Raw genomic sequence first — 25,841 nt, 5'->3', positions numbered from 1 at the left:
GAGGTGGTCAGCTGATGGCCTTGTCCGGGTTCGTCGGACGTAGGGCCGGGTCGGTGCTCGGCCAGGTCGGTGACCTGTTCGTCATCGTCCTGGAGGGGCTGCGCCGCAGCTGGGACGTACGCCGCTGGTGGTGGGAGTTCGTCGGCCAGTGCTGGTTCCTGGCCCGCGTCACCAGCGTGCCCGTCCTGCTCGTCTCCCTGCCGCTCGGCGCGACCGTGGCGCTCCAGGTGGGCGAGCTGGCCTGGCAGCTGGGCGCGGGCTCGGCCACCGGCAGCGCCGTCTTCGTCGGCCTCATCCGCGAGGTCGCGCCGCTGGCCAGCGCGCTGCTGATCGCGGGGGCCGGGGGCAGCGCGATGACGTCCGACATCGGCGCGCGCAACATCCGCGACGAGCTGAGCGCGATGGAGGTCATGTCGGTCAACCCGATCCACCGGCTGGTCACCCCGCGCATGTGGGCGGCCAGCACGATCGCGGTGTGCCTGTGCCCGCTGGTCATCCTGGCGGGCGCGAGCGGCGGCTACTTCTTCAACGTGATCGTGCAGGGTGTCACGCCCGGCGCGTACTTCGACGGCGCGCTGTCGCTGGTCGTCGCCTCCGACCTGTACGTCACCCTGTTCAAGGCGTGGATCTTCGGGTTCATCGCGGCGGCGGTCGCCTGCTACAAGGGCATGACCTGCGCGAGCAGCCCGGTGGGCGTGGGCCGGGCGGTCAACCAGTCGACCGTGGTGACGTTCATGCTGGTGTTCACGTTCAACTACGTGATCTCCGCCGTCTACTTCCTGGCCTACCCGCCGAGGTCGCTCTGATGGCCATGACGCGCGCGGCCGGTCCGAGGCTCGCCTTACGTGGCCGGGACATCGCCGAGCGGTTCGCGTCGCTGGCCGACTGGCCGCTGTTCGTGTGGAGGGTGCTGTTCTACTCCGTACGCGACGTGGTGCTGCGGCTGAAGTACGCCAAGGTCGTCGTCAGGCAGGTCAGCGACGTCGTGGTCGGCGTCGGGGCGACGGTCATCGGCGGCGGCATGGTCTTCGTGGTGTTCACGATGGCGTTCGTCGTCGGCGCGACCGTCGGGCTGCAGGGCTATCAGGGCCTGCAGGCGATCGGCGCGGAGTCGTTCATGGGCCTGGTGGGCTCGTTCGCCAACGTCCGCGAGATCACCCCGATCATCGCAGCCACGGCCCTCGCGGCGCAGGTGGGCTCGTCGTTCACGGCGGAGCTGGGCGCGATGCGCATCTCCGAGGAGATCGACGCGCTGGAGGTGATGGGCATCAACGCCTTCACCTATCTCGTCTGCACCCGCGTCGTCGCGGCGCTGCTGGCGCTGATGCCGATCTATCTCATCGCGTTGTTCGCCAGCTTCTTCGCCACACGGCTGATGTGCACGGCGTTGTTCGGGCTGGCGCCCGGCGTCTACGACTACTACTTCTACCTGTACCTGCCGGTCAGCGACATCCTGTTCAGCGTCGCCAAGGTCGGCGTGTTCGCCTTCGCGGTGATCGTGATCCACTGCTTCCACGGCTTCCACGCCACCGGAGGGCCGGTGGGCGTGGGCGTGGCGGCGGGCCGCGCCATCCGCCAGTCGATCGTCACGATCGTGCTGCTCAACCTGCTGCTGTCGTACCTGTTCTGGGGCGGCGGCGGCAACATTCCGTTGACGGGGTGAGCCGGTGAGCCGATCCGACCTCTCCCTCCCCGCGCGGGCCGGCGTCGCGCTCGCCCTGCTCGTGGTGCTCGCCGCGGCCACGCTGTACGTCGTACGCACCGCCACCGAGATCAGCGGCACCAGGATCGACGCCGTGTTCGCCCGCGCCGGGCAGGGCCTGGACACCAACTCGCCCGTCAAGATCCGGGGCATCACGGTCGGCGACGTGACGGACGTCTCGCTGGACGCCCAGGGCGACGCCGTGGTGACCATGCACGTCGAGCCCGGCGTCAAGGTGCCGGCGTCCACGGTCGCCTCGGTCGAGCCCACGTCGGTGTTCGGCCCCAAGTACGTCAACCTCAAGCCCGGCTCCGGCGAGACCACCGGCCCCTACCTGGGCAGCGGAGCCGTCATCACCGACACCGAGGGCCCGCTCGACCTGTCGGACACGCTCGGCGCCGCCTACCGCGGCCTGGACGCCGTCGACCCTCGCGAGGTCGCGGTCATCGTGCACACCCTGGCCAAGGGCCTCGACGGGAAGGGCGAGCACCTGCGCGAGCTGATCACCGACGCGGGCACTCTCGTCGGCGTCGCGCACCGGCACCGCGACAGGGCCAGGCGGTTCCTGCGCGACGGCGCGCTGCTCGGCACCGCGCTGTCGGACAAGGGCGACGAGATCACCCGGATCTCCTCCGACGTCAACGTGATCACTCCTGACCTGCTGGAGCGGGCCGACAAGGTACGGGCGCTGCTGCAGGAGGCCACCTCGGTCAGCGGCCAGGTGGCGCACGGGCTGGCCAGGCACCGCGGCGACCTGCGGGCCGGCGTGCACTCCGGCGAGCGGGTCGCCGCGCTCATCTACGCCCAGCTCGGGCTGGCCGGCGACGGAGTGCGCGGCCTTAACCGGCTGGTCGGCCTGCTGAACGAGCTGATCGAGGCGCCGGGCCCCGGCGGCACCCGCCAGCTGCAGGTGGAGGCGTTCGTCGCGACCGACGTCTGCGAGCTGATCGTGGGCGTCTGCGGCCCCACCGACGGCAGGCGCTGATGGAGCGCACCCGCCGCTGGTGGACGTTGGCCAAGGTCGTGCTCTTCGTGGGCGTGACCGTGACGCTGATCGTGGCGATCAGCGTGCAGATCGCCCGGGTCGGCACGGGCGGCGGCTACCGGCTCGTCGCCACGTTCGACGACGTGTCCGGGCTGGTGGAGGGCGACCAGGTCAAGATCGCCGGTGCTCCCGTCGGCCAGGTGGACACCATCAAGGTGGTCGGCGGCCGGGCCGAGGTGACCATGGAGGTGCAGGACACCGTCAAGGTGCCGGCCGACACCGAGGCCGCGGTCCGCTGGCGCAACGCCATCGGCCAGCGGGTGATCTACCTGCTGCCCGGCACCGCGCCCGGCATGCTGCCGCCCGGGTCGCGCATCTCCCGTACCACGTCCGTCGTGGACATCGGCGAGCTGGTCGGCGACCTCGGCCCGCTCACCCGCAGCCTCGACCCCGACCAGATCAACCAGCTGCTCACCGCCGCGGCCACGTCACTCAAGGGCAACGACCGCAACATCCCGAGGCTGCTCGACAACGTCAACGCCATCACCACCACGGTCAACGCCCGCAGGAAGACCATCGAGCAGCTCCTGCGCGACTACGCCACCGTCACCGGTGTGGTCGCCAGGCGCGACAAGCAGCTGGAGCAGCTCGTCGACAACCTCGTCACGCTGACGGAGGCGTTCGCCGGCAACCGCGAGCTCATCGACGACGCGCTGGTCGAGCTGTCGGAGACCGTGCACACCTCCAACGAGGTGCTCGGCAAGAACGCCGGCGAGCTCGGCGCGCTGGTCGACAACCTGTCCGGCCTGACCGGCGGCATCAGGAGGAACGTCGACGACATCGGCAGGACGGTCAGCACGTTCCCGCCGCTGTTCGCCCGCGCCCGCAGCACCGTCGAACGGGGCCGCTACTTCATCACCGCCGTCCCGTGCGTGGCGCTGGGGCCAGCGCCCTGCCCGTACCCGATGAAGGCGCCGCCGCCGCTGCGCAACACCCGCGTGCAGAGCTCCAAGGACCTCCAGAAACTCCTGGTGGGCGGCTGATGGCGCTCAAGTCCTTCCGCGACCGCAACAAGATCGCCGTCGGCCTGGTGTCGGTGGCCGCGATCGCCACGCTGCTCGTCGCGACCTTCCTCGTCGGCACGCTGGGGCTGCTGGAGAGCGGCTACCACATGTCCGGGATCTTCGTGGACTCCGGCGGCGTACGGACCGGCAACGACGTGCGCGTGGCGGGCGTGCGCGTGGGCGAGGTCACCGAGGTGCGCCCCGACTACACGCGCGGGCACGTGGTCGTCACCTGGAAGGTCGACGACGACGTACGCCTCGGCCGCGGCACCCGCGCCGACATCGCGCTGTCCAACCTGCTCGGCGGCCGCTACGTCAGGCTCACCGGCCCCGTCACGCCCCCGTACCTCGACCAGCTGCCCGAGGCCCAGCGGCGCGTCCCCGTGACGCGGACCGGCGTGCCCACCCTCGTCAACGACGCCATCAACGACGCGACCCGGCTGGTCCAGCGGCTCGACACCGACGCCGTGGACGAGCTGCTCACCGAGCTCGGCAAGATCGACACCTTCAAACGTGGCCGCGTCACCCGGCTGCTCGACAACGTCGGCGACCTGTCGGAGACCATCAGCGAGAGCGAGCCGCAGCTGCGGCGGCTGCTCGACAACGGCACCAGGATCATGAAGGTCATCGAGAAGAAGGACGAGCAGCTCGCCCGGCTGGTCGACGCCATCGAGGTCATGCTGGCCGAGCTGCGTCACCGCCGCGCCGAGCTGCGCACCCTGCTCGGCGACGGCAGCGACCTCGTCCGCAGCACGACCCGGCTCATCGACCGGCACGAGAAGAGCCTCGTACGGGTCCTCGACGACAACGCGGCCATCACCACCAGGCTCGGCGACAGCAACAAGCAGCTCAACTCCCTGCTGGCGTGGGCGGGCCCGACGTTCTCCGGCCTGTCGACGATGGGCGGCCAGGGCCCGTGGCTGGAGGCCATCGCCACGGGCCTCGGTCCCATCGACCCCGAGGTGCTGGCCGCCATCGCCAAGGACAGGAGGGCCGCCCGATGACCCGGCTCGTCACGGCGCTGCTGGCCTGGGCGTTCCTCGCGTCGGGCTGCTCCGTGCCGGGCGCGCAGCCGTACCGGCTGGTGGCGCTCTTCAGCAAGGCGCCCTCCCTCTACGAGGAGGCGCGGGTGAAGGTGATGGGGCTCGACGCGGGTTACGTCGACGACATCCGCATCGAGGGCGACCGCGTACGGGTCTCGCTCCGCGTCGACCGCCACGTGCCGCTCCCCGCCGGCGTCAGGGCCGTGGTCGCGCCGCAGAACACGCTGGGCGAGCGCAACGTCGTGCTCTATCCCCCGTGGAAACCCGGCGACCGGCGCGTCCAGCCCGGGACGACGATCCCGCTGGAGCGTACCGAGCTGCCGGTGGAGATCGACGACGCGCTCGACGCCTTCACCAAGCTGACCGACGCGCTCGACGACGAGAAGCTCGGCGACGTGGCCGGCGACCTGGCCGACGGGGTCAGGGGACGCGGCGAGACCATCGGCGACGCCGTCTCCGACACCTCCAAGCTCACCGGCGTCCTCGCTGAGCAGGACGAGCAGCTCGTCGCCCTGGCCAAGGGGCTGAACCGGCTGGCCACCGGCCTCAACGAGCGGGAACGCCAGGTGACGGGCGCGATCGACTCCTTCGCCGAGGCGAGCTCGATCCTGGCGGAGGAACGGCGCCGGCTGCGCGGGTTCGTCTCCAGCATGGCCGGCTTCGTCCGGCGCGGCGACGTGATCATCGAGCAGTACGCGCAGCGGCTCCCGCAGGCCGCGAGCACCCTGGCCGAGCTGGTCCTGACGGTCAGGGCCAACAGCGCGTCCGCGGCCCAGGCGGTCAAGGGCGCGGCCGACTTCGCCGACGTGATCATCGACTCGTGGGACAGGAAACAGCACGTGCTGAAGATCCGCGTCGTGCTCAACGCGCTGACCAGGGCCTGGCTGGCGCCGCTGTTCGACTCGCTGAACCTGGGCGACGTGCCATGCCTGCCCGCCGGGCTGAGCAACTGCCCCTACCAGAGGAGGCCGCGATGAGGTCGGGCGCGCTGGCCGGGCTGCTCGTGTTGTCGCTCACGACGTCGTCGTGCTCGCTGCAGACGCTCGGCGCGATCACCGGCGACCTGACCCTGCACGCCGTCTTCGACGACGTGCAGAGCCTGGTGGCGGGGCACAGCGTGCAGATCTCCGACGTACGGGTGGGCACCGTCACCGGCATCCGGCTGCAGGGCTACCGGGCCAGGGTCACCATGTCCATCACCTCCGAGCACCGGGTGCCCGAGGGCAGCACGGCCACCGTGGCCAAGACGTCCGTGCTGGGCGAGAACTACGTGCTGCTCGCCCCGCCCAAGGGCAAGGACCTGTCCACGGGGCCGTACCTCGGGAGCGGCGCCACCATCGCCGACACCTCCGTCGAGCCGGACATCGAGCAGGTCACCGCCACGGCCGGGCCGCTCATCGAGGCGCTCGGCGCGCAGGACGTGAACGCCGTCCTGGACGCCGCCTCGACCGCGTTCGCCGGTCAGGGCGACGACGTCAACAAGCTGATCAGGCAGACCGCCGAGGTCACCGACGCCTACGCCGCCGCCCGCCGCGACCTGGGCACCAGCATCGACACCCTGGCCGAACTGGGCGACGACCTCGCCAAGGGCGGCACGGAGCTGGACCGGCTGCCCGGCACCCTCGCCGCCGCCACCACGCGCATCGCGCACGGGCGCAAGCACGTCAAGAAGACCATCGTCGCGCTGACGAGACTCGCCAAGGAGGCCAACCTCACCGTCTACCCACGGCACGCCGCGCGGTTGCGCACGCTGCTGCGGGAGCTGGCGGCCATCTCCTCGGCCATGCAGCGCGGCAGCGAGGACCTGAAGACGCTGGTGGCCAAGCTGCAGACGTTCATCGACGCCCCGCCGATCACGGTGAACGGGCAGGTGCTCATCTACCTGTGGCTCAAAGGTGTGCTGCTGCCCCAGCGGCGCGAGGCCGACCGGCCCGCCCTGCCGAACAGGATCGAGGACTTCCGCCTGCTCCTGGAGCCGCCGCGATGAACAGGCGCATCTACGTCAACCTCGGGTTCTTCGTCGTGCTGGGCGTCGTCATGACGGTGTGGGCGTTCAGCACGATCATCCGGCTCGACGCCATCGAGCGGCCGTACCGCGTCTCGGCCGAGTTCGTCTCGTCACCCGGCCTCGTGCGCGGGTTCGACGTCGCCTACCTGGGCGTCCGCGTCGGCAAGATCGGAGACGTACGGCTCGCGCCCGGCAGGATCGTCGTCGGTCTCGACATCGACAGGGAGATCGGGCTGCCGAAGGGCGTCTCGGCCGAGGTGCGGCGCAAGTCCGCCATCGGGGAACCGTACGTGGAGCTCTCGCCGCCCGCCACCGGGGCGGGCGGCCCGCGGCTCGCGGCCGGTGACACGATCACGCTGGGCAGGACGTCCGTGCCGCTCGACTACAAGAAGGTGTTCGAGGGCGTCGGCAAGCTCCTCAACGCCGTGCCGCCCGAGGACGCCAGGGCGATCACCCACGAGCTGGCCGTCGCCCTCGACGGCCGGGCGCCCGCGATCAGGCGCATCATCGACGACGCCCACACCCTGACCGGCACCCTCGCCGACAACACCGAGGTGCTCGACGACCTGGCGGTGCAGCTCACGCGGCTCACCCGCACGCTGGCCGGCAAGCGGGGCGAGCTGGCCTCCGGCATCACCGACCTCAGCAAGGTCACGGCCTCCCTGCGCGCCTCCCGCGCCGACCTCAACACCTTCCTCGACCGGGGTCCGGGCGTGTTCGCCCGGCTCGACGAGGCCGTCCGGCGGTCGAGGCCGGGGTTCTCGTGCCTGCTGACCGCGGCCGGGCTGCCGCACGAGCCGGTCTTCTCCCCTGCGACCGAGCGGAACGTGCACCACCTGCTGAGCGTCATGCCGACCGCGTTGAGCCTGGCCGACGACATCAGCGACCGGCGCGGCGACACCGTGTACGGGAGGGCGGCGTTCATCTTCAGCGTTCCCGGGGGGCCGCAGCCTGCCGAGGAGTACGCGCGGGCGGCCGGACCGCCCACGGTGCCGAAGCTGCGGGCCTGCCCGGACCGCGCGCCCGCCGCCGACACCACCGACACCTCCGACGAGGACGCGCGTACCGGCCGGGACCGGGATCCGCGGGACGCCTCCGTACGACGGGACGCCGCCGCCCGGCCGGACACGTCGCGACCGGACACCTCCCGCCCGGCCCCCTCGCGACCGGACACCTCGCGGCCGGACCCCTCGCGGCCGGACAGCACCGGACGGCCGGATGCCTCCGCGCGGCCGGACAGCACCGGACGGCCGGACGCCGGGGATGCCGCGAGGCCGGGCCGGAGCCCGCGACCCGCACCATCGTCCAGTGACGTGGCCGCCGCCGGCACCACGTCCCCCGACCCGCCGAACACCGCCCCCCTGATTGCCGCGATTTTCCTCGCCGTTGTGGCCTTGGGTGGCATGGTGGGCTGGATCGCCGCCGGTCGGGCCGCCCGCCGCCGTGAGGAGTCACGATGACCGCCGAGCAGGATCTCTCCACAGCCCTCCGCACCGACGAGGCCCGCGAGGAGACCTCTCCCGCAGAAACCCCACCCGCGAGCGCCGCACCACCCGAAACCACGCCACCCGCGACCGTGCCATCCGGAACCGCCTCACCCGAGACCGCGTCGGACGAGACCGCCTCACCCGAGACCGCGTCGGACGAGACCGCCCCACCTGAGACCGCGTCGGACGAGACCGCCCCACCTGAGACCGCGTCGGACGAAACTGCGGCCGGGAGCGGGACGCCGGTGGACGGTGCGCCGGCCGGACGGTTCACCAGGGCTCGGGTGTTGTGGACGCTGGCGGCCATGGTGGTGGCCGCGATCGCCGCCACCGCCGTACTGCAGGGCATCTCCGCCGCCCAGGCCCGCGACGCCCGCGCCGCGCTGGAGGCCGAGCGGGCGCTGCGCCTGGAGGTGTCGGGAGCCGCGGGCGCGTTCAGCAAGGCCCTGCTCAGCTACGACTACCAGGACCTGCAGACCACCCGGTCCTCCCTGGCTGCCCAGGCCACGGGCGACTTCCTGAGCACGTACGACGCGGCGTTCGGCGGCGCGATGGCGCAGGTCATCGTCAAGCTCAAGGCCACTTCGCAGGCCACGGTGCGCGAGGTCTACCTCTCCGACGTGGACGAGGCCACCGCGCACGCCATCGTGGTCGTGGATCAACAGGTGAACACCTCGGAAGCGATCCGCTCGGTCAAGGACTCGCACCTTAAGATCTCTCTTGTGAAGGAGAAGGGCACCTGGAAGATCCATGACGTAACCGTGCTGGGCGCGTCCTCGGAGGACCAGTACACCCTTGACGGCGACGAGAAGAAGAAGGACTGACGATCGTCCCTTTGGCGATGGGCGGCCGCCCCGACGAGGTGCGGGCCCCTGACGACTGGCTGACCGACGTCGAACGCGAGCGGGCGGCGCGGTTCAGGTTCGAGGTTGACCGTGACTGTTTCGTCGCCGCGCACCTCCTCGTGCGCGTCTGCGCCGCCGCCGTGCTCGGCGTCGAGCCGCGCGAGCTGACGCTGCTGCAACACTGCCATCTGCACGGCCCCGGGCACGGCAGGCCGTCCATCGAGCAGGCCCCCGAGCTGGGCGTCAGCTTCAGCCACACGCGCGGTTACGTGTGCGCGGCCGCCGGGCCCGGCAGGGTCGGCGTGGACGCCGAGCACGTGCCGCCGGGCCCGCTGGACACGCTGCTGGCCGACCGGGTGCTCAACCCGCGCGAGCGCGCGCTGGTCGCCGGCAACGACGAGCTGATCAGGCACTGGACACGGAAAGAGGCGCTGATCAAGCGCGGCGAGCTGACCATCGACAAGCTGCGCGCCTGCGAGGACGACCTGCCTGGGCGGCACCTGCTGGAGTGGAGCGCCGGCCCGGACATCAGAGTGGCCGTCATCACCGACGCTCCCGCGAGGAGGGCGGCCATTCCCGAATAGACTGCGGGTATGTTCTACCGCAAGCCCCTTGAGGAGCGCATCGCCGACCGCGTGGCGCAGCGCCGGCCGCTCGAAGAGGGCAAGACCTTCGAGCATGGGCCGGCCAAGTTCGTGTTCGTGTCGCTGATCGTCGCCGTCGTGCTGATGCACGTCGTCGGCGTCGCGATCGTCATGGCGTTTGCCTGAGCGGCTTCAGCGGCGGGTGGGGGTCGGGTCGAGGAAGACGTGCCTGACCCCGGAGACCTCGGCTCGCAACCTGCGGTCCACCTCCTCGCAGGCCCGCTCCACGCCCGCCGCGCTCGACTCGTCCCTGAAGTCGATCTTCGCGGCGACCAGGATCTCCCCCGGCCCGATCACCATGGTGAGCAGCTCGACCACGTCCTCCACCTCCGGCTGTGCCAGCAGCACGGCCCGGATGCCGGTTTCCGTCCGCCGGGTGACGGCCTGGCCGATGAGCAGTGACATGTTGGCCCGGATCAGGGTGATCGCGACGACCAGCAGGAGCAGGCCGATCACGACCGATGCCGCGCCGTCCCACAGCGCCGAGCCGGTGAGCTGCGAGGCGAGCAGCCCGGCTGCCGCGATCAGCAGCCCGCCCAGCGCGGCCGCGTCCTCGAACAGCACGGCCTTCAACGCGGTGTCGGACGTCATGCGGGCCAGGCGGAGCATGCCGACCCGGTGCCGGGCGGCCTCGCTTCGCAACTGCGTGAGCCCCCGCGCGAATGAGACGCCTTCGAACACGAAGGAGGCCGCCAGCACGATGTACGCCGGCGTGAGGTTCGACAGGTCCTCGCCATGACCGATCTCGTGCAGGCCGTTCGTGATGGAGAACCCGGCCCCGCCCACGAGGGTCGTGACCGCCGCCATCAGCGCCCAGACGAAACCCGCCTTGCCGTGCCCGAAGGGGTGCCGCCGGTCGGCGGGCCTGCCCGAGCGGCGTACCGCCACCACCAGCAGCAGCTCCGTCACCGTGTCGGCGGCCGAGTGCGCCGCCTCGGACAGCATGGCCGCCGAGCCGCCCACCAGGCCCGCTACGAGTTTGGCCAGCGCGATGGCGAGGTTGGCCGCGGCGGCCACCAGCACGGTGCGAAGGCTCTCCCCCTTCATGGGGTACAACTCTAGGTGCGCTAGATTGGGGATCATGAGCGCGCCTCGCTGGCTTTCTCCCGCCGAACAGCGTGCCTGGCGCACGCAACTGGCGCTGCACAAGCTGCTCATGCACCGGCTCGACCGCGAGCTGCAGGAGTTCTCCCTGACGGTCAACGACTACGAGATCCTGGTCAACCTCTCCGAGAGCCCCGAGCGGCGCATGCGCATGAGCGATCTGGCCGACGCCACGATCCAGTCGCGCAGCCGGCTGTCGCACCAGATCTCCCGCATGGAGGCCAAGGGCCTGGTCACGAGGGAGGACTGTCACGACGACCGGCGCGGCACGTTCGCGGTGCTGACGGACGAAGGGTGGGAGACGATCCGGCGGGTGGCGCCGTTCCACGTGGCCGGCGTGCGCGAGCACTTCGTCGACCGGCTCACCGACGAGCAGCTCGAAACGATCGAGGCGGCCTACGCGCCGATCGTGGAACAGCTGAAGAAGCTGCGCTGAGGCCCCGAGACGGTCAGGTCACGCGCTTGCCCGGCGCGGTCCACGTGTTGCAGCCGGTGTTGAAGCCTTTCTCCATCCAGTACGCCTGAGTGGTGCCCTGGCCGTGGTCGTTCTTCGGCCAGTGCTTGCCGCCGTTCTCCCGCTTCCAGTCGATCAGATATTTCCAGTCGGAGGCTTTCACCGGCAACGTGCCGCGGACGCTGCCCACGAAGGCGGAGGAGAAGCAGTCGGCCTGCAGCTCAAGACGCCGCGAGAGCTCGAGCTTGCCGTTCTCGCCGGCCTCGGCCCGGGCCGCGGGATAGTACTTGGTGAAGATGCCGTTCATGGCCTGCACGTGGTGCGTGTACTCGTGCCCCAGGAAGTAGGCGAGGTAGACCTCGAACGGGTCGTCGATTCGTTTCTGCGTGATGCCGATGTAGATCGTCTTGTTGCGCGAGCAGTATCGGCCTTCCGCGCCCGCGGGTCACGGGCCGCACGGGCTGTTCACATGGCTGGTGACGAACTGGAGGCGCGGCCCTTCGTACGGAAGATTCGCCTTCTTGAACTGCGTGGCCCACGACTTGCCGAGGCAGGCGTTCACCCGCTGCATGAAGGACTTGTACGACGCCGCACTTCCCTCGCGGACGGTGCCGGGCCGGCAGTTGATCTTGGGGAGCGATCCGGTCCGGTAGATGGGGTTGTGCGTCGCGACACGCTTGTCCGGCGGCGCGGCCTGCTGCGCGTTGACCCGTTCGGCCCCGTTGGCGGCCGCCCACCTGTGGTGCTGGACGCCTCCGCGGTGCCCGCCCCGATGAGGGCGGAAACCGCGGCCGCGGTGACGAGGAAAGAGATGTTACTGGTGGGAGAGATGCTCATAGTGGCGAATATGTTAGAACACGTCACAGTGCCCTGAGTCCACTCGCGATCTTCGTCGCGAGATCTCCCAAGCGCCGGGGCACAGCCGTCCTGGCCGACACCCAACCGATATCGGCGAGGGTGCGCGGACCTCCGTACCGCTCGCTACTATCCGCTCATGCTCAGAAAGCTACTGATCGTGGCCGTGCTGGCGCTGGCGGCGGCGTGCTCGTCCGGCGGTGACGCCGGCGAGCTGCCCGCGGGGCCCGAGCTGATGAAGAAGGCCGCCGAGGCCATGAAGGCCGTCAAGTCGGCCACCTTCTCGATCGCGACCGAGGGCGAGCCGAAGGTGCCGGTCAAGAAGGCCGACGGCCGGCTCACCTCCGCCGGGGACGCCGACGGTACGATCACGCTTGACGTGCTGGGCACCCTGCAGGAGGTCAGCTTCGCCCTGGTCGGGGAGACCGTGCACTTCAAGGGCCCGACGGGTGGCTTCCAGAAGATGACCCGGCAGCAGCTGGCGCAGTTCTACGACCCCTCGGTGATCCTCGAGCCGACCAAGGGCATCGCCCAGTTGCTCGCCTCGGCCACCGACCCGAAGGTCGAAGGCGTGGAGGACGGCGCCTACCGCGTCGCCACGACCTTCCCCGGGCAGGTCGTCGGCCAGATCGTCCCCGGCGTCACGCAGGGCGTCACCGGCAAGGTCTGGCTCGACCAGGCCTCCACCCGGCTCACCAGGGCCAGCCTGCCGTTGCAGGGCGGCACGGTGACGGTGTCGTTCAGCGACTACGACGCGCCGGTCACGATCACCCCGCCTCCCGCGCAATGAGGCGCGCCCGCCGGGTCGTGCTCGGTGCGGGCGGCGCGGTGGTGCTGCTGGCCGCGCTCGACGCGTACGTCGTGGTGACGGTCCTGATCGACATCGCGAAGGACGTCGGCATCCCGCTCAACCACCTGGAGCGGGCCACCCCGATCGTGACGGGCTTCCTCCTGGGCTACGTCGCCGCGATGCCGCTGCTCGGTCAGCTCTCCGACCGCTACGGGCGGCGGCCGCTCATCCACGCGTGCCTGGCGGCCTTCGCCCTCGGCTCGGTGCTGACGGCGCTGGCGTCCGGGGAGGTCATGGTGGTGGCCGGGCGCGCGGTCCAGGGCGTGGCCGGCGGGGCGCTGCTGCCGATCACGATGGCGCTCATCGGCGACCTGTGGGACGAGCACGAGCGGCCGGTGGCCTTGGGGGCGGTGGGGGCGGCCCAAGAGCTGGGCAGCGCGCTCGGACCGCTGTACGGCGGGGTACTGGCGCTGATCCCCAGCACCGTGGTGGCGGGCGTGGAGCTGGGAGGCTGGCACGCCATCTTCTGGATCAACCTGCCTCTCGCCGCCCTCGCCGCTCTCGCCGTGCACCTCACCGTGCCCGGCGGTCCCGTACGCTCGCCGCGGTCGGGATCCGCTGGTACGAGCCACGTCACCACGGCCGCGGCCGGAGCCCGGTCCCTTCCGGCGGCGGGCGACGCGCCTGTGGGCACCACCGAAGGGCCGCAGGTTCCCGCAGAGGACGGGGTTCCCCAGGACGGGCATGCGCTGCCCTCGGGGGATGAGGTTCCCCGCGACGGGCATGCGCTGCCCTCGGGGGACCAGGTTCCCCGCGACGGGCAAGCGCTGCCCGCGAGGCGGGTGGACGTCGCCGGTGGGGGTCTGCTGGCGCTGGCGCTGGGGTTGCTGGTGGTCGGCCTGTACAACCCCGACCCGGCCGAGGCGGTGCTGCCGCCGTGGGGGCTGCCCGTGATCGCCGCCGGAGCGCTGGTGGCGGTGGTCTTCGTCTGGTGGGAGATCCGCTCCCCCGTCCGCCTGCTCGACCTGTCCGGCGCCCGCAAGGGCCCGCTGCTCGCCACCTTGGCGGTGAGTTTCCTGGCCGGTGCCGCGCTGCTCGTGACCATGGTGTTCGTGCAGTTCACCGCCCAGACGCTGCTCGGCGCCGACGCGCTGGGAGCCTCTCTGGTGCTGGCCAGGTTCCTGGCCGCGCTGACCGTGGGCGCGCTGCTCGGCGGGCTCCTGGCGCGCAGGGTGGGCGACCGGGCCGTGGCGGTGGCGGGCATGGCGCTGGCGGCGGCCGGCTACTGGCTGATGAGCCGCTGGCCGCTCGACCTGGAGAGCGCGGGCCTGCTGATGGATCTTCACCTGGTCGTCGCCGGGCTGGGCCTGGGGCTGGTGATCGCGCCGGTCTCGTCGGCGGTGCTGCGGGTGAGCCCGGCGACCGAGCACGGCGTCGCCTCGGCGGCGGTCGTGGTGGCCAGGATGATGGGCATGCTCATCGGCATCGCGGCCGTGTCGGCGTGGGGGTTCTACCGGTTCCAGTCGCTGACCGCCCACCTGGACACGCCGCTGCCGTTCGGGGTGGACGCCGCGACCTACCAGCAGCGGCTGGCCGAGTACACCGCGAAGGTGCAGGAGGCGCTGCACGTCGAATACACCGAGATGTTCCTCGTCACGGCGTTCATCTGCGTGATCGGCGCGGGGGTCGCGCTGCTCATGCCGTCCGCCGCCCGGGCCCGCTGAGGGGCTCCGGGCGGCGGTGGCGGCGCGTTACGGGGAGAGGCGGTGCAGGTCCCGGGGGAACGCGGTGGCCTGGCGAACGTTGGCGGCGCCCGTCAGCCGCGCCGTCCACCGTTCCAGCCCCAGCGCGAACCCGCCGTGCGGCGGCATCCCGTGCTTGAAGGCCTGCAGATACCCTTCGTACGCCTGCGTGCCCTCGCCCCGGGCGGCCAGCGCGGCGACGTAGTCCGCGTACGCGTGCAGCCGCTGCCCGCCCGTGACCAGCTCCAGCCCGCGGAACAGCAGGTCGAACCCGTTGGAGTAGCCCGGCCTCGCGGGGTCGGGATGGGTGTAGAAGGGCCGTTTGGCCATGGGGTAGCCGGTGACGAAGAGGAACTCCGAGCCGTGTTCCCGCAGCGCCCACTCCGACAGCCGGCGTTCCTGCGAGGGTGACAGGTCGGGCTCGTCGCACGACGTCAGCCGCTGCGCCTCGGTGAAGTGCACGGCCGGGATCTCGGCGGGCACCTCGGGCAGCGTGGCCCCGATCAGCGCGGCGGCGGAGGCGGCGCGGCGGCGTACCGACTCGGTCATGCCCGCCACCACGTCGCGCAGCACCGCCATCACGTCGCGGTGGTCACGGACGAAGCCGAGCTCGGCGTCGAGGCTGGTGTACTGGGCCAGATGGCGTGCGGTGTCGTGCGGCTCGGCGCGGAAGACCGGCCCGACCTCGTAGACCCGCTCGAACACCCCGACCATCGCCTGCTTGTAGAACTGCGGCGACTGCGCCAGGTAGGCGGGCCTGCCGAAGTAGTCGATGCCGAAGACGTCCGCGCCGGATTCGGTGGCCGAGCCGACGATCTTCGGGGTGTGGATCTCGGTGAAACCGAGCTCGTCGAGCGTCTCGCGGAATCCGGCCGCCCCGGCGGCCGCGATCTCCAGCGGCGCTCTGAGCCGCGGGTGCCGCAACGCGACGGGTGCGTGGTCGAGGATCGTCGGGAGCGTCGCACCGGGCTCTGGCCGGAAGAGGTCGAACGGCGGCGCGGCGCACGGCTCGGCCAGCACCTCGATCTCCGGCGCGACCAGTTCGTAGCCTCCAGGGGCCTGCGGGCTGGCCGTCACGGTGCCGGTGACCTGGACGACGCTCTCCTCTCCCGGCAGGTCGCGCGCGGCCACGGCCTGGGCGAGGCCGGTGCGGTCCCTGACGACGAGGAAGGACACGGATTTCAGTTGCCGCCGGCGATGGACCCATCCGGCGATCGTCACTCGTTGCCCGGCGTGCTCAGCGAGCTCCGCCGACATGACACGAGAGATCATCACAGCTCCTCACGAGGAAATGCATGATCCCTTGGGAGTGCGGGGGAGAAGGGAGCTCCCGGTGCCACCGCACTTTCGCCGCCCCTGGGCGAGGCGGCCTCCAGGACCCGATGACGGGGGTCGGACCGGCGGGGCATTTCCTCCCCGCACTCAGGAGTGTCTTCACCGAAGGCGCCCGGGACCGCCTTCACAGCTGCCGGCGGCTCTCTCGGCCCGTGCGGAACTTCGGCTACTCGTCTCCGTCAACGTTTGCGGTCGATCCTACGAGCCCGCGGAGGGGACGGCAAAACCTTTGCCGCCCCCGACGGGTCATCGTTCCTTCTTCGAGCGCTTCTCCCGGATCTTCATCGTGACCTCGATCGGCGAACCGGCGAAGCCGAACTCCTCGCGGATGCGGCGCTCGACGAAGCGGCGGTAGGTGTCCTCCAGCCAGCCCGAGGTGAACAACACGAACTTGGGCGGCTCGACGGACGCCTGCGTGGCGAAGAGGATCTTGGGCTGCTTGCCGCCGCGCACCGGCGGCGGCGTCTGCTGCACCAGCTCGGTCAGGAACGCGTTGAGCCGGGCCGTCGGCACCCGCGTGGACCAGGAGTCGAGTGCCTTCTCCAGGGCCGGGACCAGCCGGTCGACGTGCCGCCCCGTCTTGGCGGAGATGTTGACGCGCAGCGCCCACGGAGTGCGAACGAGCTGGCGGTCGATCTCCTTCTCCAGGTAGTAGCGGCGGTCCTCGTCGACCAGGTCCCACTTGTTGAAGGCGACCACCATCGCCCGCCCCGACTCGATGACCAGGCCGATGATGCGCAGATCCTGCTCGGTGAGCGGCTGGCTGGCGTCGATCAGGACGATCGCCACCTCGGTGCGCTCCAGCGCCGCGCGCGTGCGCATGGCGGCGTAGTAGTCGGCGCCCTGCAGCTCGCGGTCGCGCCGCCGGATGCCGGCGGTGTCGACGAAGCGCCAGGTGCGCCCGCCCAGCTCGATCAGCTCGTCGACCGGGTCGCGGGTGGTGCCGGCCATCGGGTCGACCAGGACCCGGTCCTCGCCGGCGAGCTTGTTGAGCAGCGAGGACTTGCCGACGTTGGGCTTGCCCAGCAGCGCCACGCGGGCGGGCCCGCGCTCGCCCTCGAACGTCACCTCGGGCGTCTCCGGCAGCGCGTCGAGCACCACGTCGAGCAGGTCGCCGCTGGAGCGGCCGTGCAGGGCGGAGACGGAGTAGGGCTCGCCGAGCCCCAGCGACCACAGCGCGGCGGCCTCCAGCTCCAGCTGCTGGTTGTCGACCTTGTTGGCGGCCAGGATGACCGGCTTGCCCGACTGCCGCAGCACCGAGCCCACGCTCTCGTCGGCGTCGGTCGCGCCGACGGTGGCGTCGACCACGAACACGATCACGTCGGCCAGCTCGGCGGCGACCTGGGCCTGCTCGGCGATGCGCAGGTTCATCCCGGTCGCGTCAGGGTCCCACCCTCCGGTGTCGACCACGGTGAAGCGGCGGCCGCGCCAGTTGGCTTCGTAGGTGACGCGGTCGCGGGTGACGCCCGGCACGTCCTCGACGACCGCCTGGCGGCGGCCGATGATGCGGTTGACCAGCGTGGACTTGCCGACGTTCGGCCGCCCCACGATGGCGACGACCGGCAGCGGCACAGCGTCGCCGTGCTCGGTGATCTCAAGATCGTCGAGGTCGGCCTCGACCCAATCCCCCGTTGACACGATGTTTCGTCCTTAGTGAGTACCGCACCTGCTCGTCAGGTGCGCTCGCGAATGCGGTCGCCGCCGGGCCCGCTCGGGCCCGCGTGCTCGGCGACCAGTCTCAGCACCTCCGCGATGACCTCGTCGAGGCTCATCGCGGTGGTGTCGAGCTCGACGGCGCCATCCGCCATCGAGAGTGGGTCGGTCTTGCGTGTCGTGTCGAGGGTGTCACGCCGGGCCATGGCCTCCTGCTGCGCCTGGACCGTCGAGCCGGCCAGCTCCGCGCTGCGCCGCTGGGCGCGTGCCTCGGCGCTGGCCGTCAGGTAGATCTTGACCTCGGCGCCGGGGCAGACGACGGTGCCGATGTCGCGGCCCTCGACCACGATGCCACCGGAGCCGATGACCTCCCGCTGCAGCGCGACCAGGCGGGCGCGCACCTCGGGAACGGCGGCGACGGCGGAGACGGCGCCGGTGACCTCGGCCTGCCTGATCGGCCCCGCCACGTCGATCCCGTCGACGTGGATGGCCGGGCCGTCGGGGTCGGTGCCGCAGACGATCAGCGGCTCGCCGCAGCGGGCCCCGATCGCGCCGGGATCGTCAAGGTCGACGCCCTGCCGGAGCATCCACCAGGTCATCGCGCGGTACATCGCCCCGGTGTCGAGGTAACGCAGGCCCAGCCCGCGGGCCACTCCGCGCGAGACGCTCGACTTGCCCGACCCCGAAGGGCCGTCCATGGCGACGACCAGACCGGTCACGGTCTCTCCCTCTTCACGTTGTTCCACCCGACGTGAAGAGGCTACAGCCTCCGGATCAGTCGGCGATCCAGCTTCTCGCGGAAGCCGGGCGGCGGATGATCGATGAGGGCGACCCGCCAGGGCGCCCCCGGCCGGCAGAGTCGACTGCAGGGCCGACAGCAGGGCCGACAGCAGGGCCGACAGCAGGGCCGGCTCGAGGTCACCGGGTCCTGGCGGTGAACGTCAGATGGGTGACACCGCTGGGCGTGGAGACCGCCTCGATGTCGTACGCCTCCTCCAGCGACTCCAGGCCGTCCCAGAGCCGCACGCCACGACCGAGCAGGATCGGGATCTGGACGACGTGCATCTGGTCGACCAGCCCCTCGGCGAGAAAGTCGCGGATGACGGAGACTCCGCCGCCCAGGCGCACGTCCGAGCCGCCGGCCGCCTCGCGCGCCCGCTCCAGCGCCTGCGCGGGTGTGGCGTCGAGGAAGTGGAACGTGGTGCCGCCCTCCATCTCGACCGACGGCCGCGGCCGGTGGGTGAGCACGAAGACCGGCGTATGGAACGGCGGGTTGGAGCCCCACACGCCCGTGTAGCCAGGGTCGTCCTGCCAGCCGGGCGGGCCGAACTTGCCGGCGCCCATGATCTCGGCGCCGATGCCGCGGCCGTGCATCGCGGCGAACGCGTGGTCGGCGCCGACGCTCCCCTCGCCGCTCCCGCCCATCTCGTGCCAGAACCGGGTGGCGAACATCCAGTCGTGCAGACGCTCACCGGCGTGACCGAACGGCGCGCCGGGAGCCTGGCCCTCGCCGGTGCCGAAGCCGTCCAGCGAGATCGTGAAGTTGTGAACGCGTAGCCGCCCCATGATCGTTTCCTCTGCTTTCTGTGAGCCCGGCCGGCACCACGGCGCCGCCCGCCCCCCGGAGGGAAGAACAACTGTGTCTATTAGAGACGGTTCTGCGGGGATGACAAGAGGAGTACGCCCGTGAGTGGTCCGCCGCCTGGCGGCACGGTCCTGGCTGAGCGGCGGGACCGGGCACGACAGGAGCGGCGGGCGGACCGGCGGCAGGACTAACGGCGGTGTCCCCGGTAAGTGACCTCATGTGACAGACGGAGCACGCGTCACAGTCGTGGTGGCCAGCAGGGACCGGCTCCGGGCGCTGGCCCGGACCCTCCCCAAGCACCCGCGGCCGGTGATCCTCGTGGACAACGGCTCGACCGACGGGACGGCCGGGTTCGTACGCCGTCACTTCCCCGACGTCCTGCTGGCCGAGCCTGGCGTGAACCTGGGGGCGCCCGGCCGCAACCTGGGCGTGCGGATGGCCGGGACACCGTACGTCGCCTTCGCCGACGACGACTCCTGGTGGGCGCCCGGTGCCCTGGAGCGGGCCGCCGACGTGCTGGACGCCCATCCGCGGCTGGCCGTGCTCGGCGCTCGGGTGCTGGTGGGCCCGGAGGAACGGCTCGATCCGGTGTCGGAGCTGATGCGGCACTCGCCGCTCGGCACCGAGCCGGACCTGCCGGGGCCGAGCGTGCTGGGCTTCCTGGCGTGCGGGGCGGTGGTACGCAGGGAGGCGTTCCTGGAGGCGGGCGGCTTCGACGACGTGATCTTCTTCTTCGGGGAGGAGGAGCGCCTGGCGGTCGACCTGGCCGCGAAGGGATGGGGGCTGGCGTACGTGGACGACGTCGTCGCCCACCACCATCCGTCGCCCGCCAAGGACCCGCGTGGCAGGCAGGCGCTGGCCGCGCGGAACGCCGTGCTCACCGCGGTGCTGCGCCGCCCCTGGCCGGTGGTGGCGCGGCGGGCGTTCGACGCCCTGCGCGCCGGCCCTCCGGGCTGGGAGGGGCTGCGCGCGGCCGTACCTCGTCTTCCTGGGGCGCTGGCGGATCGGCGGGAACTGCCGCCCGCCGTGGAACGGGCACGACGGCGGCTGGAGCAGGCCGCCGGCTGAGCGCGGGCGTACGGTTACGTCCGGCGGAACGGGGGCAGCAGGCGGTCATGAGTACCGCACCTAACCCGATCGACCTGCAGAAACACCTGGGTGGCGTCGACTACCCGGCAGGCAAGGCCGATCTGATCAAGGCCGCGCGCGACCACAACGCGAGCAAGGAGATCGTCGAAGCTCTGGAGGCCATGCCCGACCGTGAGTACGACGGCCCGAACGCCGTGAGCGAAGCCGTCACGAAACGCTGAGTCGCGGGGACGCGGCGGGCGGGCGGTCACCGGATACCTCCGCGGAAACCCCCGCCTTCAGACAGGAGAGGAATCGGACCCCTGCGGAGCAGGACAGGGGTAGCCGATTCGCCGCCAGGCGAACCGGTGTCAAAACGCCGCACCACATCGCACGGTTCGGTAATATGTTCGACGGTGGTGATGACCAAGCCACCGGACGAACGATCAGAAGCACCCTCGCCGCAGGGCTTGCGGAGAGGTGAAACGCCTGTGGAGCTGGTGTAAGACCTCAACGAGAGTTCCCTTTCCCGGGCGGGCGACCGGCGGTGAAGCAGGAAGGCCGGTCGGCGACGGCTGGAATCCCGGCCCTGAAGGACCGGGAGGATGTCAATTCCTGACCTCCTCGATTCGCGCGCCGTGAGGACGGATCGAGGAGGCTCGGATGTGACATCGGCGGCTAGGGAACCTGCCAGCCGCGTTCGCGCAGCGCGTCGGAGAGCGTGAGGACCGCACCGGGCTCCACCGACAACTCGGCGATGCCCAGGGGCAGCCCGGGGGCGTGCTCCAGGCGCACGTCCTCGACGTTGACGCCGACCTCGTCGCAGACCTGGAACAACCGGGCCAGCTGGCCGGGACGGTCGCCGATGACGACTTGTACGACGGCGTAGGCGGAGGCCGGGCCGCCGTGCTTGCCGGGGATGCGGTCGTGACCGACGACACCCCGCTTGAGCAACTGGGTGATCTCGCCGGTCGCGGTGCCGTCGCCCTCGGCCAGGGCCCGCAACGCGCTCGCCGCGTCGGCCAGGTCGTGTGCGACGGCCTCCAGCACCTCGGCGACCGGGGAGGCGTTGCCCGACAGGATGCCGAGCCAGAGCCCCGGGTCGCTGCCCGCGATCCGGGTGACGTCGCGCACGCCCTGCCCGGCCAGGCCGAGGGCGACGTCGGTGGCGTCGGCCAGGCGCGCGGCCACGGCGGAGGCCGCGACGTGGGGGGCGTGGGAGACGACGGCGACGGCGCGGTCGTGGTCGGTGGCGCTGACCTCGACCGCGTTGGCCCCGCACAGCTCGATCAGGCGCAGCACGGCCGCCCTCGCCTCGGGGTCGGCCTCATCCGTGGGGCACAGCGCCCACGGCCGGCCGAGGAACAGGTCGTCCCTGGCCGCCCCAGGACCGGACTTCTCGCGGCCGGCGAGCGGGTGGGAGGCGACGTAGGAGGACAGGTCGCAACCGAGCTGCGCGGCCCGGTGAATGGGCTCGGCCTTGACGCTGGCGACGTCGGTGTAGAACCTGGCCGCCCCCAGCCGCTGCAGCTCCAGCAGCTCGGTCGCCACGTGGGCGGGAGGCACGGCGATGATCGCCAGATCGGCCTGCTCGGGGACCAGGACCTCGGCCGGCTTCGGTGCTTCGCCGGCCGCGCGGAGGCGTGCCCCCTCGGCCGGCGCGTCGCGTCCGGAGGGCGCGTCGCCGGGCGGCGCGGCGTGCGGGTCGCGGGGACGCCACTCCTCACCCGCCCCGAGCTCCCGTGCCAGCCGTACGGCTCCCTGGTCGCGGTCGGCGAGCAGCACGCGCACACCGCGCTTGCGCAGCGCCAACGCCGCGGAGGTGCCGATGAGACCGGTGCCGACGACGAGCACGGTGCGAAGTTCCATCTGGTGTCCTGATTTATCGGGCCATTGGGATAGCCAGTATCTCGTTATGTGCAGCCCTGTCGCTCACTGCGCGATGTCCTGCCGCAGCGCCACCGCGCCACGCAGGTAGACGTGCTGGATCTCGGCCCTCGGACGGTCGGTCTCCACGTGCGCCATGAGCCGCACCACGCGGGGCAGCGCACCCGGCACGGCGATCTCGGTGCAGCAGATCAGCGGCACGTCGTGAAAGCCCAGCTTCCGCGCCGCGAGCGCGGGGAACTCGGCCGTCAGATCGGGTGTGGCCGTGAACAGCACGCTGATCACGTCATCGGGGGTCAGCTCGTTGCGCTCCATGATCGCGCTGACCAGCTCGGTCGTGCCTTCTATGATCGAGCCACGGTCGTCGGCGTCCACCTGGATCGCCCCACGGATCGCGCGCACCATGCGGTCAGTCCCCTTCCCTAAGCGGGAGAGCCCGTGCGAGGGTCGCACGGGCTCCTGCGTCCGGCCAGATTACAACTTCACGGCGGCGTAGAGCTCGCCGACCTCCTTCAAGCTGAGCGCCCTCATGGTCCCGGGCTTCGTACGGCCGAGCTTCACCGGGCCGAACTCGATCCTGGCCAGATCGATCACCCGGTGGCCGGCCACCTCCAGCATGCGGCGTACGACGTGCTTGCGGCCCTCGTGCAGCACGACCTCGACCAGCGCCTGCTGCCCGTGCTCCTGCACGACGGTGAAGCTGTCGGCCCTGGCGATGCCGTCCTCCAGCTCGATGCCCTGCTTGAGCCTGCGGCCCAGGTCACGCGGGATCGGGCCGGGCACCTTGGCCCAGTATTTCTTCTGCACCCCGTAACTGGGATGCGTCAGCCGGTTGGCCAGCTCGCCGTCGTTGGTGAGCAGCAGCAGCCCCTCGGTCTCGGTGTCGAGCCTGCCCACGTGGAACAACCGCGGCGCCAGCTCCTCGACGTAGTCGGCCAGGCACGGGCGGCCCTGCGGGTCGTCCATTGTGGACACGACGCCGATGGGCTTGTTGAGCGCGTAGTAGACCAGGTCGGGAGCGGTGGGGATGCGCTTGCCGTCGACGTGGATGACCTGCGTCGCGGGGTCGACCTTCGCGCCGAACCTCCGTACGACCTGGCCGTTCACCGTGACCCGGCCCTCGCCGATCATCTCCTCGCACGCCCTGCGGCTGGCGACGCCCGCCTGGGCGAGCACCTTCTGCAGCCGTACGCCGTCGGGGACCTCCGTGGTGTCGCGCTCGTCGGAGTAGCCCTCCGGGTAGAAGTCGCGGTCACGCAGCGGCTGGCGGGCCGCCTTCACCCGGTCGTGCTGAGGGCTGCCGCCGCCGCGCCTTCCCCCTACGGTCTGTACGTCGTCCCGCCGGGAGGACCGGCCGGTACGCCCGGCGTCGCGCCCGGTGCGGGCATCACCGTCGCGCCTCCCGTGGCGAGACCTGCTGGACTCGGCGTTGCGCGGAGCGGCCTCACGACGCCCGCTCCGGTCGGCCCGGAACCCGCCACGCTCATCACGCCGCTCAGCTCCGTAACCACCCCGGCCGGACCTGCCACCCGGTTCGGACCGGTATCCGCCCCGCTCGTCACGCCGCTCGGAACGGTAACCGCCCGCGCGCTCATCACGACGCTCGGACCCGCCGCGCTCGGAACGGTAACCGGCGGGGCGCTCGTCACGACGCTCGAACCTGTCACCACGGGCGGAGCCGTTACCGCGCTCGAACCTGTCACCACGCTCGGAACGGTAGCCGCCGGCTCGCGCGTCTCCACGCTCCGGCCGGTAACCGCCAGGGCGCTCATCACGACGCTCCGACCGGTAACCACCGGGACGCTCATCACGACGCTCCGACCGATAGCCACCGCCCGCGCGCTCGTCACGGCGATCGGAACGGTAGCCGCCCCGGTCGCCACGAGGACGCTCGCTCCGCCCGTAACGATCCTCACGGCCGCCGCGCTCGTGACGGTCACCGCGCCGGCCGCGGTCGCCGCGGTCGCCAGGCGCGTAACGGTCATCGCGGTCGCCGCGGGAGTTGCGGTCGTCACGGTCATCGCGGTCGCCGCGGGAGTTGCGGTCGTAACGGTCATCGCGGTCGCCGCGGGAGTTGCGGTCGTCACGACCGTCGCGGTCGCTGTAGGAGGGGCGGTCGCGGTCGGCGCCTCGCGGGTAACGACCGCCGCCGGCGTCGTCGCGCCCGGAGGGCCTGCCGTACCGGGCGCGGGTGCCGCCGCGGTCGGCGTGGAGGGAGTCACGGGACGGCCGGGAGCCGCCTACGGAGTCGCGGCCCCAGTCGCGGTCACGGTCGTCACGGCGGGAGTCGTCGCGCCGGAAGTCGTCACGGCGGGAGCCGCCTCTTCCGTCTGTTCGGCCGGACCCACCGCGGAAGTCGTCGTCACGCCGGGAGTCGCCACGGGCGTCGTCGGAGCGGAAGGCGGGACGCCCGCCACGGCCGGAGCCGCCCGTGCGTCCACGACCGCGTCCATCACCGGACGGGGTGCTGCGCCTGTTGATCACTTTGTTGTCTCCTCGAGGTTTTCCACGTCGTCGGGGAGGAAGGGCGCGAGCTCGGGAAGCTCGCTCAGATCCCGTAGTCCCAGACGTTCAAGGAAGTATGAGCTTGTCCGGTAGAGCACCGCTTGGCTCTCCGGGTCGGTGCCGGCCTCTTCGACCAGGCCCCTGGCGACGAGTGTGCGCATGACACCGTCGCTGTTGACACCGCGTACGGCGGCGACGCGGGAACGGCTCACCGGTTGCCGGTAGGCCACGACCGCGAGTGTTTCGAGCGCGGCCTGGGTCAGCCGCGTCTGCTGGCCGTCGCGTACGAACCGCTCGACCAGCGGCGCACAGGCGGCACGCGTGTAAAAACGCCAACCGCCCGCCACTTCTCTCAAGTCGAAACCCCGTCCGGCGGCGGTGTATTCCGCCGCCAGCCCACGCAGCGCCAGCGCGACCTCGTGGGTGGGCCGTTCGAGCACCTGAGCCAGCGTCACTTCGGCGACCGGCTCGTCAACGACAAGCAGGATAGCCTCCAGCGCCGCTTCGAGCTTCGGCCCCTCCCCCGGTTCGGCCTCCTCGGCGCCCGCCGCGGGCTCGGCGGCACCGGTCACGGACTCGCCGCCCTCGGCTGTCCCGCCGCCTTCAGCCTTACCACCCTCGGCCTTCCCGCCGGCCTCGACGACCGGCCGGTCAGCCGTTGCGGACTGCCCGGCCGCCGCCGATCTCTCGGTCGCCACCAGTCCGTCGCTCGCCGCCGATCCCCCGCTCGGCGCCCGGTCCTCGCTGCGCGCCGGCTGCGGCTCCGGTGCCATGTCCTCGGCCGACACCACGTCCCCGGCCGGCGATGGTTCTTCCAGGGGCGGCTGATCGTCCTGAAACTGCGGATCGTCCTGAAGCGGATCGTCCTGGGACGGCGTCTCTCCATGGACAGGCCTGTCCTCCTGGAGCACCGACCCGTCCGGATCAGCGGTGTCACCCCGCACCGGCGCCGGCCCGCCGGACGGCGGGTCGTCCGGGAAGGGGCTCTCCGCATCGGACGGCGGGTCGTCCTGGGCTGAAGTCTCCGCAGCGGACGGCGGGTCGGTCCGGGGTGGGGCGTCGTCCTGGGGTGCCTGGTCGTCGGG

Annotated in this window: 27 protein-coding genes and 1 pseudogene; 17 read left to right on the top strand and 11 right to left on the bottom strand. The window is 71.5% G+C overall.

Annotated features, from left to right (window positions below; translation table 11 throughout):
* Positions 1-14 precede the first annotated feature (14 nt).
* From E1295_RS30210 to E1295_RS49065, 11 genes are read left to right on the top strand one after another with little or no spacing between them, the layout of a single operon-like run.
* Positions 15-806 carry an MlaE family ABC transporter permease gene (locus tag E1295_RS30210; RefSeq protein ID WP_166427474.1) on the top strand — a complete coding sequence of 264 codons (792 nt, stop codon included), beginning with the start codon at positions 15-17 and terminating at the stop codon, positions 804-806.
* The gene (locus E1295_RS30205; protein WP_132635231.1) at positions 806-1,663 is read left to right on the top strand and encodes an ABC transporter permease; all 858 of its coding nucleotides are present in this window, start codon (positions 806-808) and stop codon (positions 1,661-1,663) included. The genes E1295_RS30210 and E1295_RS30205 overlap by 1 nt, the downstream gene beginning before the upstream one ends.
* A gap of 4 nt (positions 1,664-1,667) precedes the next feature.
* Positions 1,668-2,687, top strand: a complete 1,020-nt coding sequence (locus E1295_RS30200) for an MCE family protein (RefSeq protein ID WP_132635228.1) — start codon at positions 1,668-1,670, stop codon at positions 2,685-2,687.
* Positions 2,687-3,730, top strand: a complete 1,044-nt coding sequence (locus E1295_RS30195; RefSeq protein ID WP_132635225.1) for an MCE family protein — start codon at positions 2,687-2,689, stop codon at positions 3,728-3,730. The genes E1295_RS30200 and E1295_RS30195 overlap by 1 nt, the downstream gene beginning before the upstream one ends.
* Positions 3,730-4,755, top strand: coding sequence for an MlaD family protein (locus E1295_RS30190; protein WP_132635222.1), 1,026 nt, complete (start codon positions 3,730-3,732; stop codon positions 4,753-4,755). Before E1295_RS30195 ends, E1295_RS30190 begins: the two co-directional genes overlap by 1 nt.
* Positions 4,752-5,771, top strand: coding sequence for an MCE family protein (locus tag E1295_RS30185; RefSeq protein WP_132635219.1), 1,020 nt, complete (start codon positions 4,752-4,754; stop codon positions 5,769-5,771). The genes E1295_RS30190 and E1295_RS30185 overlap by 4 nt, the downstream gene beginning before the upstream one ends.
* Entirely contained in the window at positions 5,768-6,781 is a 1,014-nt protein-coding gene (locus E1295_RS30180) for an MCE family protein (RefSeq protein ID WP_132635216.1), read from the top strand. The genes E1295_RS30185 and E1295_RS30180 overlap by 4 nt, the downstream gene beginning before the upstream one ends.
* Positions 6,778-8,262, top strand: coding sequence for an MlaD family protein (locus tag E1295_RS30175; RefSeq protein ID WP_132635213.1), 1,485 nt, complete (start codon positions 6,778-6,780; stop codon positions 8,260-8,262). The genes E1295_RS30180 and E1295_RS30175 overlap by 4 nt, the downstream gene beginning before the upstream one ends.
* Positions 8,259-9,113, top strand: a complete 855-nt coding sequence (locus tag E1295_RS49070) for a hypothetical protein (protein ID WP_166427473.1) — start codon at positions 8,259-8,261, stop codon at positions 9,111-9,113. Before E1295_RS30175 ends, E1295_RS49070 begins: the two co-directional genes overlap by 4 nt.
* Before the next feature lie 17 nt (positions 9,114-9,130).
* A complete protein-coding gene (locus tag E1295_RS30170) occupies positions 9,131-9,718 on the top strand; it encodes a 4'-phosphopantetheinyl transferase family protein (protein ID WP_132635268.1) in 588 nt (195 codons plus the stop codon).
* A gap of 9 nt (positions 9,719-9,727) precedes the next feature.
* Positions 9,728-9,904: a hypothetical protein gene (locus tag E1295_RS49065; protein ID WP_166427472.1), complete on the top strand. Its 177-nt coding sequence runs from the start codon at positions 9,728-9,730 to the stop codon at positions 9,902-9,904.
* Between the two features lie 6 nt (positions 9,905-9,910).
* On the opposite strand, the gene E1295_RS30165 is transcribed toward E1295_RS49065, so the two are convergent.
* The gene (locus tag E1295_RS30165) at positions 9,911-10,825 is read right to left on the bottom strand and encodes a cation diffusion facilitator family transporter (protein ID WP_132635210.1); all 915 of its coding nucleotides are present in this window, start codon (positions 10,823-10,825) and stop codon (positions 9,911-9,913) included.
* A 34-nt stretch (positions 10,826-10,859) separates the two neighbouring features.
* On the opposite strand from E1295_RS30165, the gene E1295_RS30160 reads away from it, so the two are divergent.
* Positions 10,860-11,318: a MarR family winged helix-turn-helix transcriptional regulator gene (locus E1295_RS30160; RefSeq protein WP_181958064.1), complete on the top strand. Its 459-nt coding sequence runs from the start codon at positions 10,860-10,862 to the stop codon at positions 11,316-11,318.
* A 13-nt stretch (positions 11,319-11,331) separates the two neighbouring features.
* Here E1295_RS30160 and E1295_RS30155 read toward each other — a convergent pair.
* Together E1295_RS30155 and E1295_RS51980 are read right to left on the bottom strand one after the other, a co-directional pair.
* Positions 11,332-11,748 (bottom strand): annotated as a pseudogene (locus tag E1295_RS30155) (neutral zinc metallopeptidase); the annotation flags it as partial.
* Positions 11,749-11,781: 33 nt separating this feature from the next.
* Positions 11,782-11,907, bottom strand: coding sequence for a hypothetical protein (locus E1295_RS51980; RefSeq protein WP_281284779.1), 126 nt, complete (start codon positions 11,905-11,907; stop codon positions 11,782-11,784).
* A 423-nt stretch (positions 11,908-12,330) separates the two neighbouring features.
* Here E1295_RS51980 and E1295_RS30150 point away from each other — a divergent pair, with 423 nt between their 5' ends.
* Together E1295_RS30150 and E1295_RS51215 are read left to right on the top strand one after the other, a co-directional pair.
* Positions 12,331-12,981 (top strand): LppX_LprAFG lipoprotein, encoded by a 651-nt coding sequence (locus tag E1295_RS30150; RefSeq protein ID WP_132635201.1) that lies wholly within the window; start codon positions 12,331-12,333, stop codon positions 12,979-12,981.
* The gene (locus E1295_RS51215; protein ID WP_246080515.1) at positions 12,978-14,705 is read left to right on the top strand and encodes an MFS transporter; all 1,728 of its coding nucleotides are present in this window, start codon (positions 12,978-12,980) and stop codon (positions 14,703-14,705) included. The genes E1295_RS30150 and E1295_RS51215 overlap by 4 nt, the downstream gene beginning before the upstream one ends.
* Before the next feature lie 27 nt (positions 14,706-14,732).
* Here E1295_RS51215 and aspS read toward each other — a convergent pair whose 3' ends face one another.
* From aspS to E1295_RS30115, 4 genes are all read right to left on the bottom strand, one after another.
* Positions 14,733-15,995 (bottom strand): aspartate--tRNA(Asn) ligase, encoded by a 1,263-nt coding sequence (aspS, locus tag E1295_RS30135; protein ID WP_132635198.1) that lies wholly within the window; start codon positions 15,993-15,995, stop codon positions 14,733-14,735.
* Between the two features lie 309 nt (positions 15,996-16,304).
* A complete protein-coding gene (der, locus tag E1295_RS30130) occupies positions 16,305-17,696 on the bottom strand; it encodes a ribosome biogenesis GTPase Der (protein WP_132635195.1) in 1,392 nt (463 codons plus the stop codon).
* Between the two features lie 35 nt (positions 17,697-17,731).
* A complete protein-coding gene (gene cmk, locus E1295_RS30125) occupies positions 17,732-18,430 on the bottom strand; it encodes a (d)CMP kinase (protein WP_132635192.1) in 699 nt (232 codons plus the stop codon).
* 199 nt (positions 18,431-18,629) lie between these two features.
* Positions 18,630-19,277 carry a dihydrofolate reductase family protein gene (locus E1295_RS30115; protein ID WP_132635189.1) on the bottom strand — a complete coding sequence of 216 codons (648 nt, stop codon included), beginning with the start codon at positions 19,275-19,277 and terminating at the stop codon, positions 18,630-18,632.
* Positions 19,278-19,515: 238 nt separating this feature from the next.
* On the opposite strand from E1295_RS30115, the gene E1295_RS30110 reads away from it, so the two are divergent.
* Positions 19,516-20,364 (top strand): glycosyltransferase family 2 protein, encoded by an 849-nt coding sequence (locus tag E1295_RS30110; protein WP_246080514.1) that lies wholly within the window; start codon positions 19,516-19,518, stop codon positions 20,362-20,364.
* A 47-nt stretch (positions 20,365-20,411) separates the two neighbouring features.
* Positions 20,412-20,606 (top strand): DUF2795 domain-containing protein, encoded by a 195-nt coding sequence (locus E1295_RS30105; protein ID WP_132332439.1) that lies wholly within the window; start codon positions 20,412-20,414, stop codon positions 20,604-20,606.
* Positions 20,607-21,042: 436 nt separating this feature from the next.
* On the opposite strand, the gene E1295_RS30095 is transcribed toward E1295_RS30105, so the two are convergent.
* From E1295_RS30095 to E1295_RS51210, 3 genes are all read right to left on the bottom strand, one after another.
* Entirely contained in the window at positions 21,043-22,233 is a 1,191-nt protein-coding gene (locus tag E1295_RS30095) for a prephenate dehydrogenase (RefSeq protein WP_132635186.1), read from the bottom strand.
* A 63-nt stretch (positions 22,234-22,296) separates the two neighbouring features.
* A complete protein-coding gene (gene aroH, locus E1295_RS30090) occupies positions 22,297-22,656 on the bottom strand; it encodes a chorismate mutase (protein WP_132635183.1) in 360 nt (119 codons plus the stop codon).
* Positions 22,657-22,725: 69 nt separating this feature from the next.
* The gene (locus E1295_RS51210; RefSeq protein ID WP_246080512.1) at positions 22,726-23,532 is read right to left on the bottom strand and encodes a pseudouridine synthase; all 807 of its coding nucleotides are present in this window, start codon (positions 23,530-23,532) and stop codon (positions 22,726-22,728) included.
* A 6-nt stretch (positions 23,533-23,538) separates the two neighbouring features.
* Between E1295_RS51210 and E1295_RS51205 the strand changes: the two genes are divergently transcribed.
* Positions 23,539-24,849 (top strand): hypothetical protein, encoded by a 1,311-nt coding sequence (locus E1295_RS51205; RefSeq protein ID WP_246080510.1) that lies wholly within the window; start codon positions 23,539-23,541, stop codon positions 24,847-24,849.
* On the opposite strand, the gene scpB is transcribed toward E1295_RS51205, so the two are convergent.
* On the bottom strand, positions 24,732-25,328 hold the full coding sequence (gene scpB, locus E1295_RS30080; RefSeq protein ID WP_132635261.1) for an SMC-Scp complex subunit ScpB: 597 nt from the start codon (positions 25,326-25,328) through the stop codon (positions 24,732-24,734). The two genes, E1295_RS51205 and scpB, sit on opposite strands and share 118 nt — an antisense overlap.
* Positions 25,329-25,841 lie beyond the last annotated feature (513 nt).

This window comes from Nonomuraea mesophila (genome assembly GCF_004352805.1).
GTDB lineage: Bacteria > Actinomycetota > Actinomycetes > Streptosporangiales > Streptosporangiaceae > Nonomuraea > Nonomuraea longispora.
Note: the sequence above shows the minus strand (reverse complement) of the source record. Positions and strands in the feature narration are given on the sequence as shown.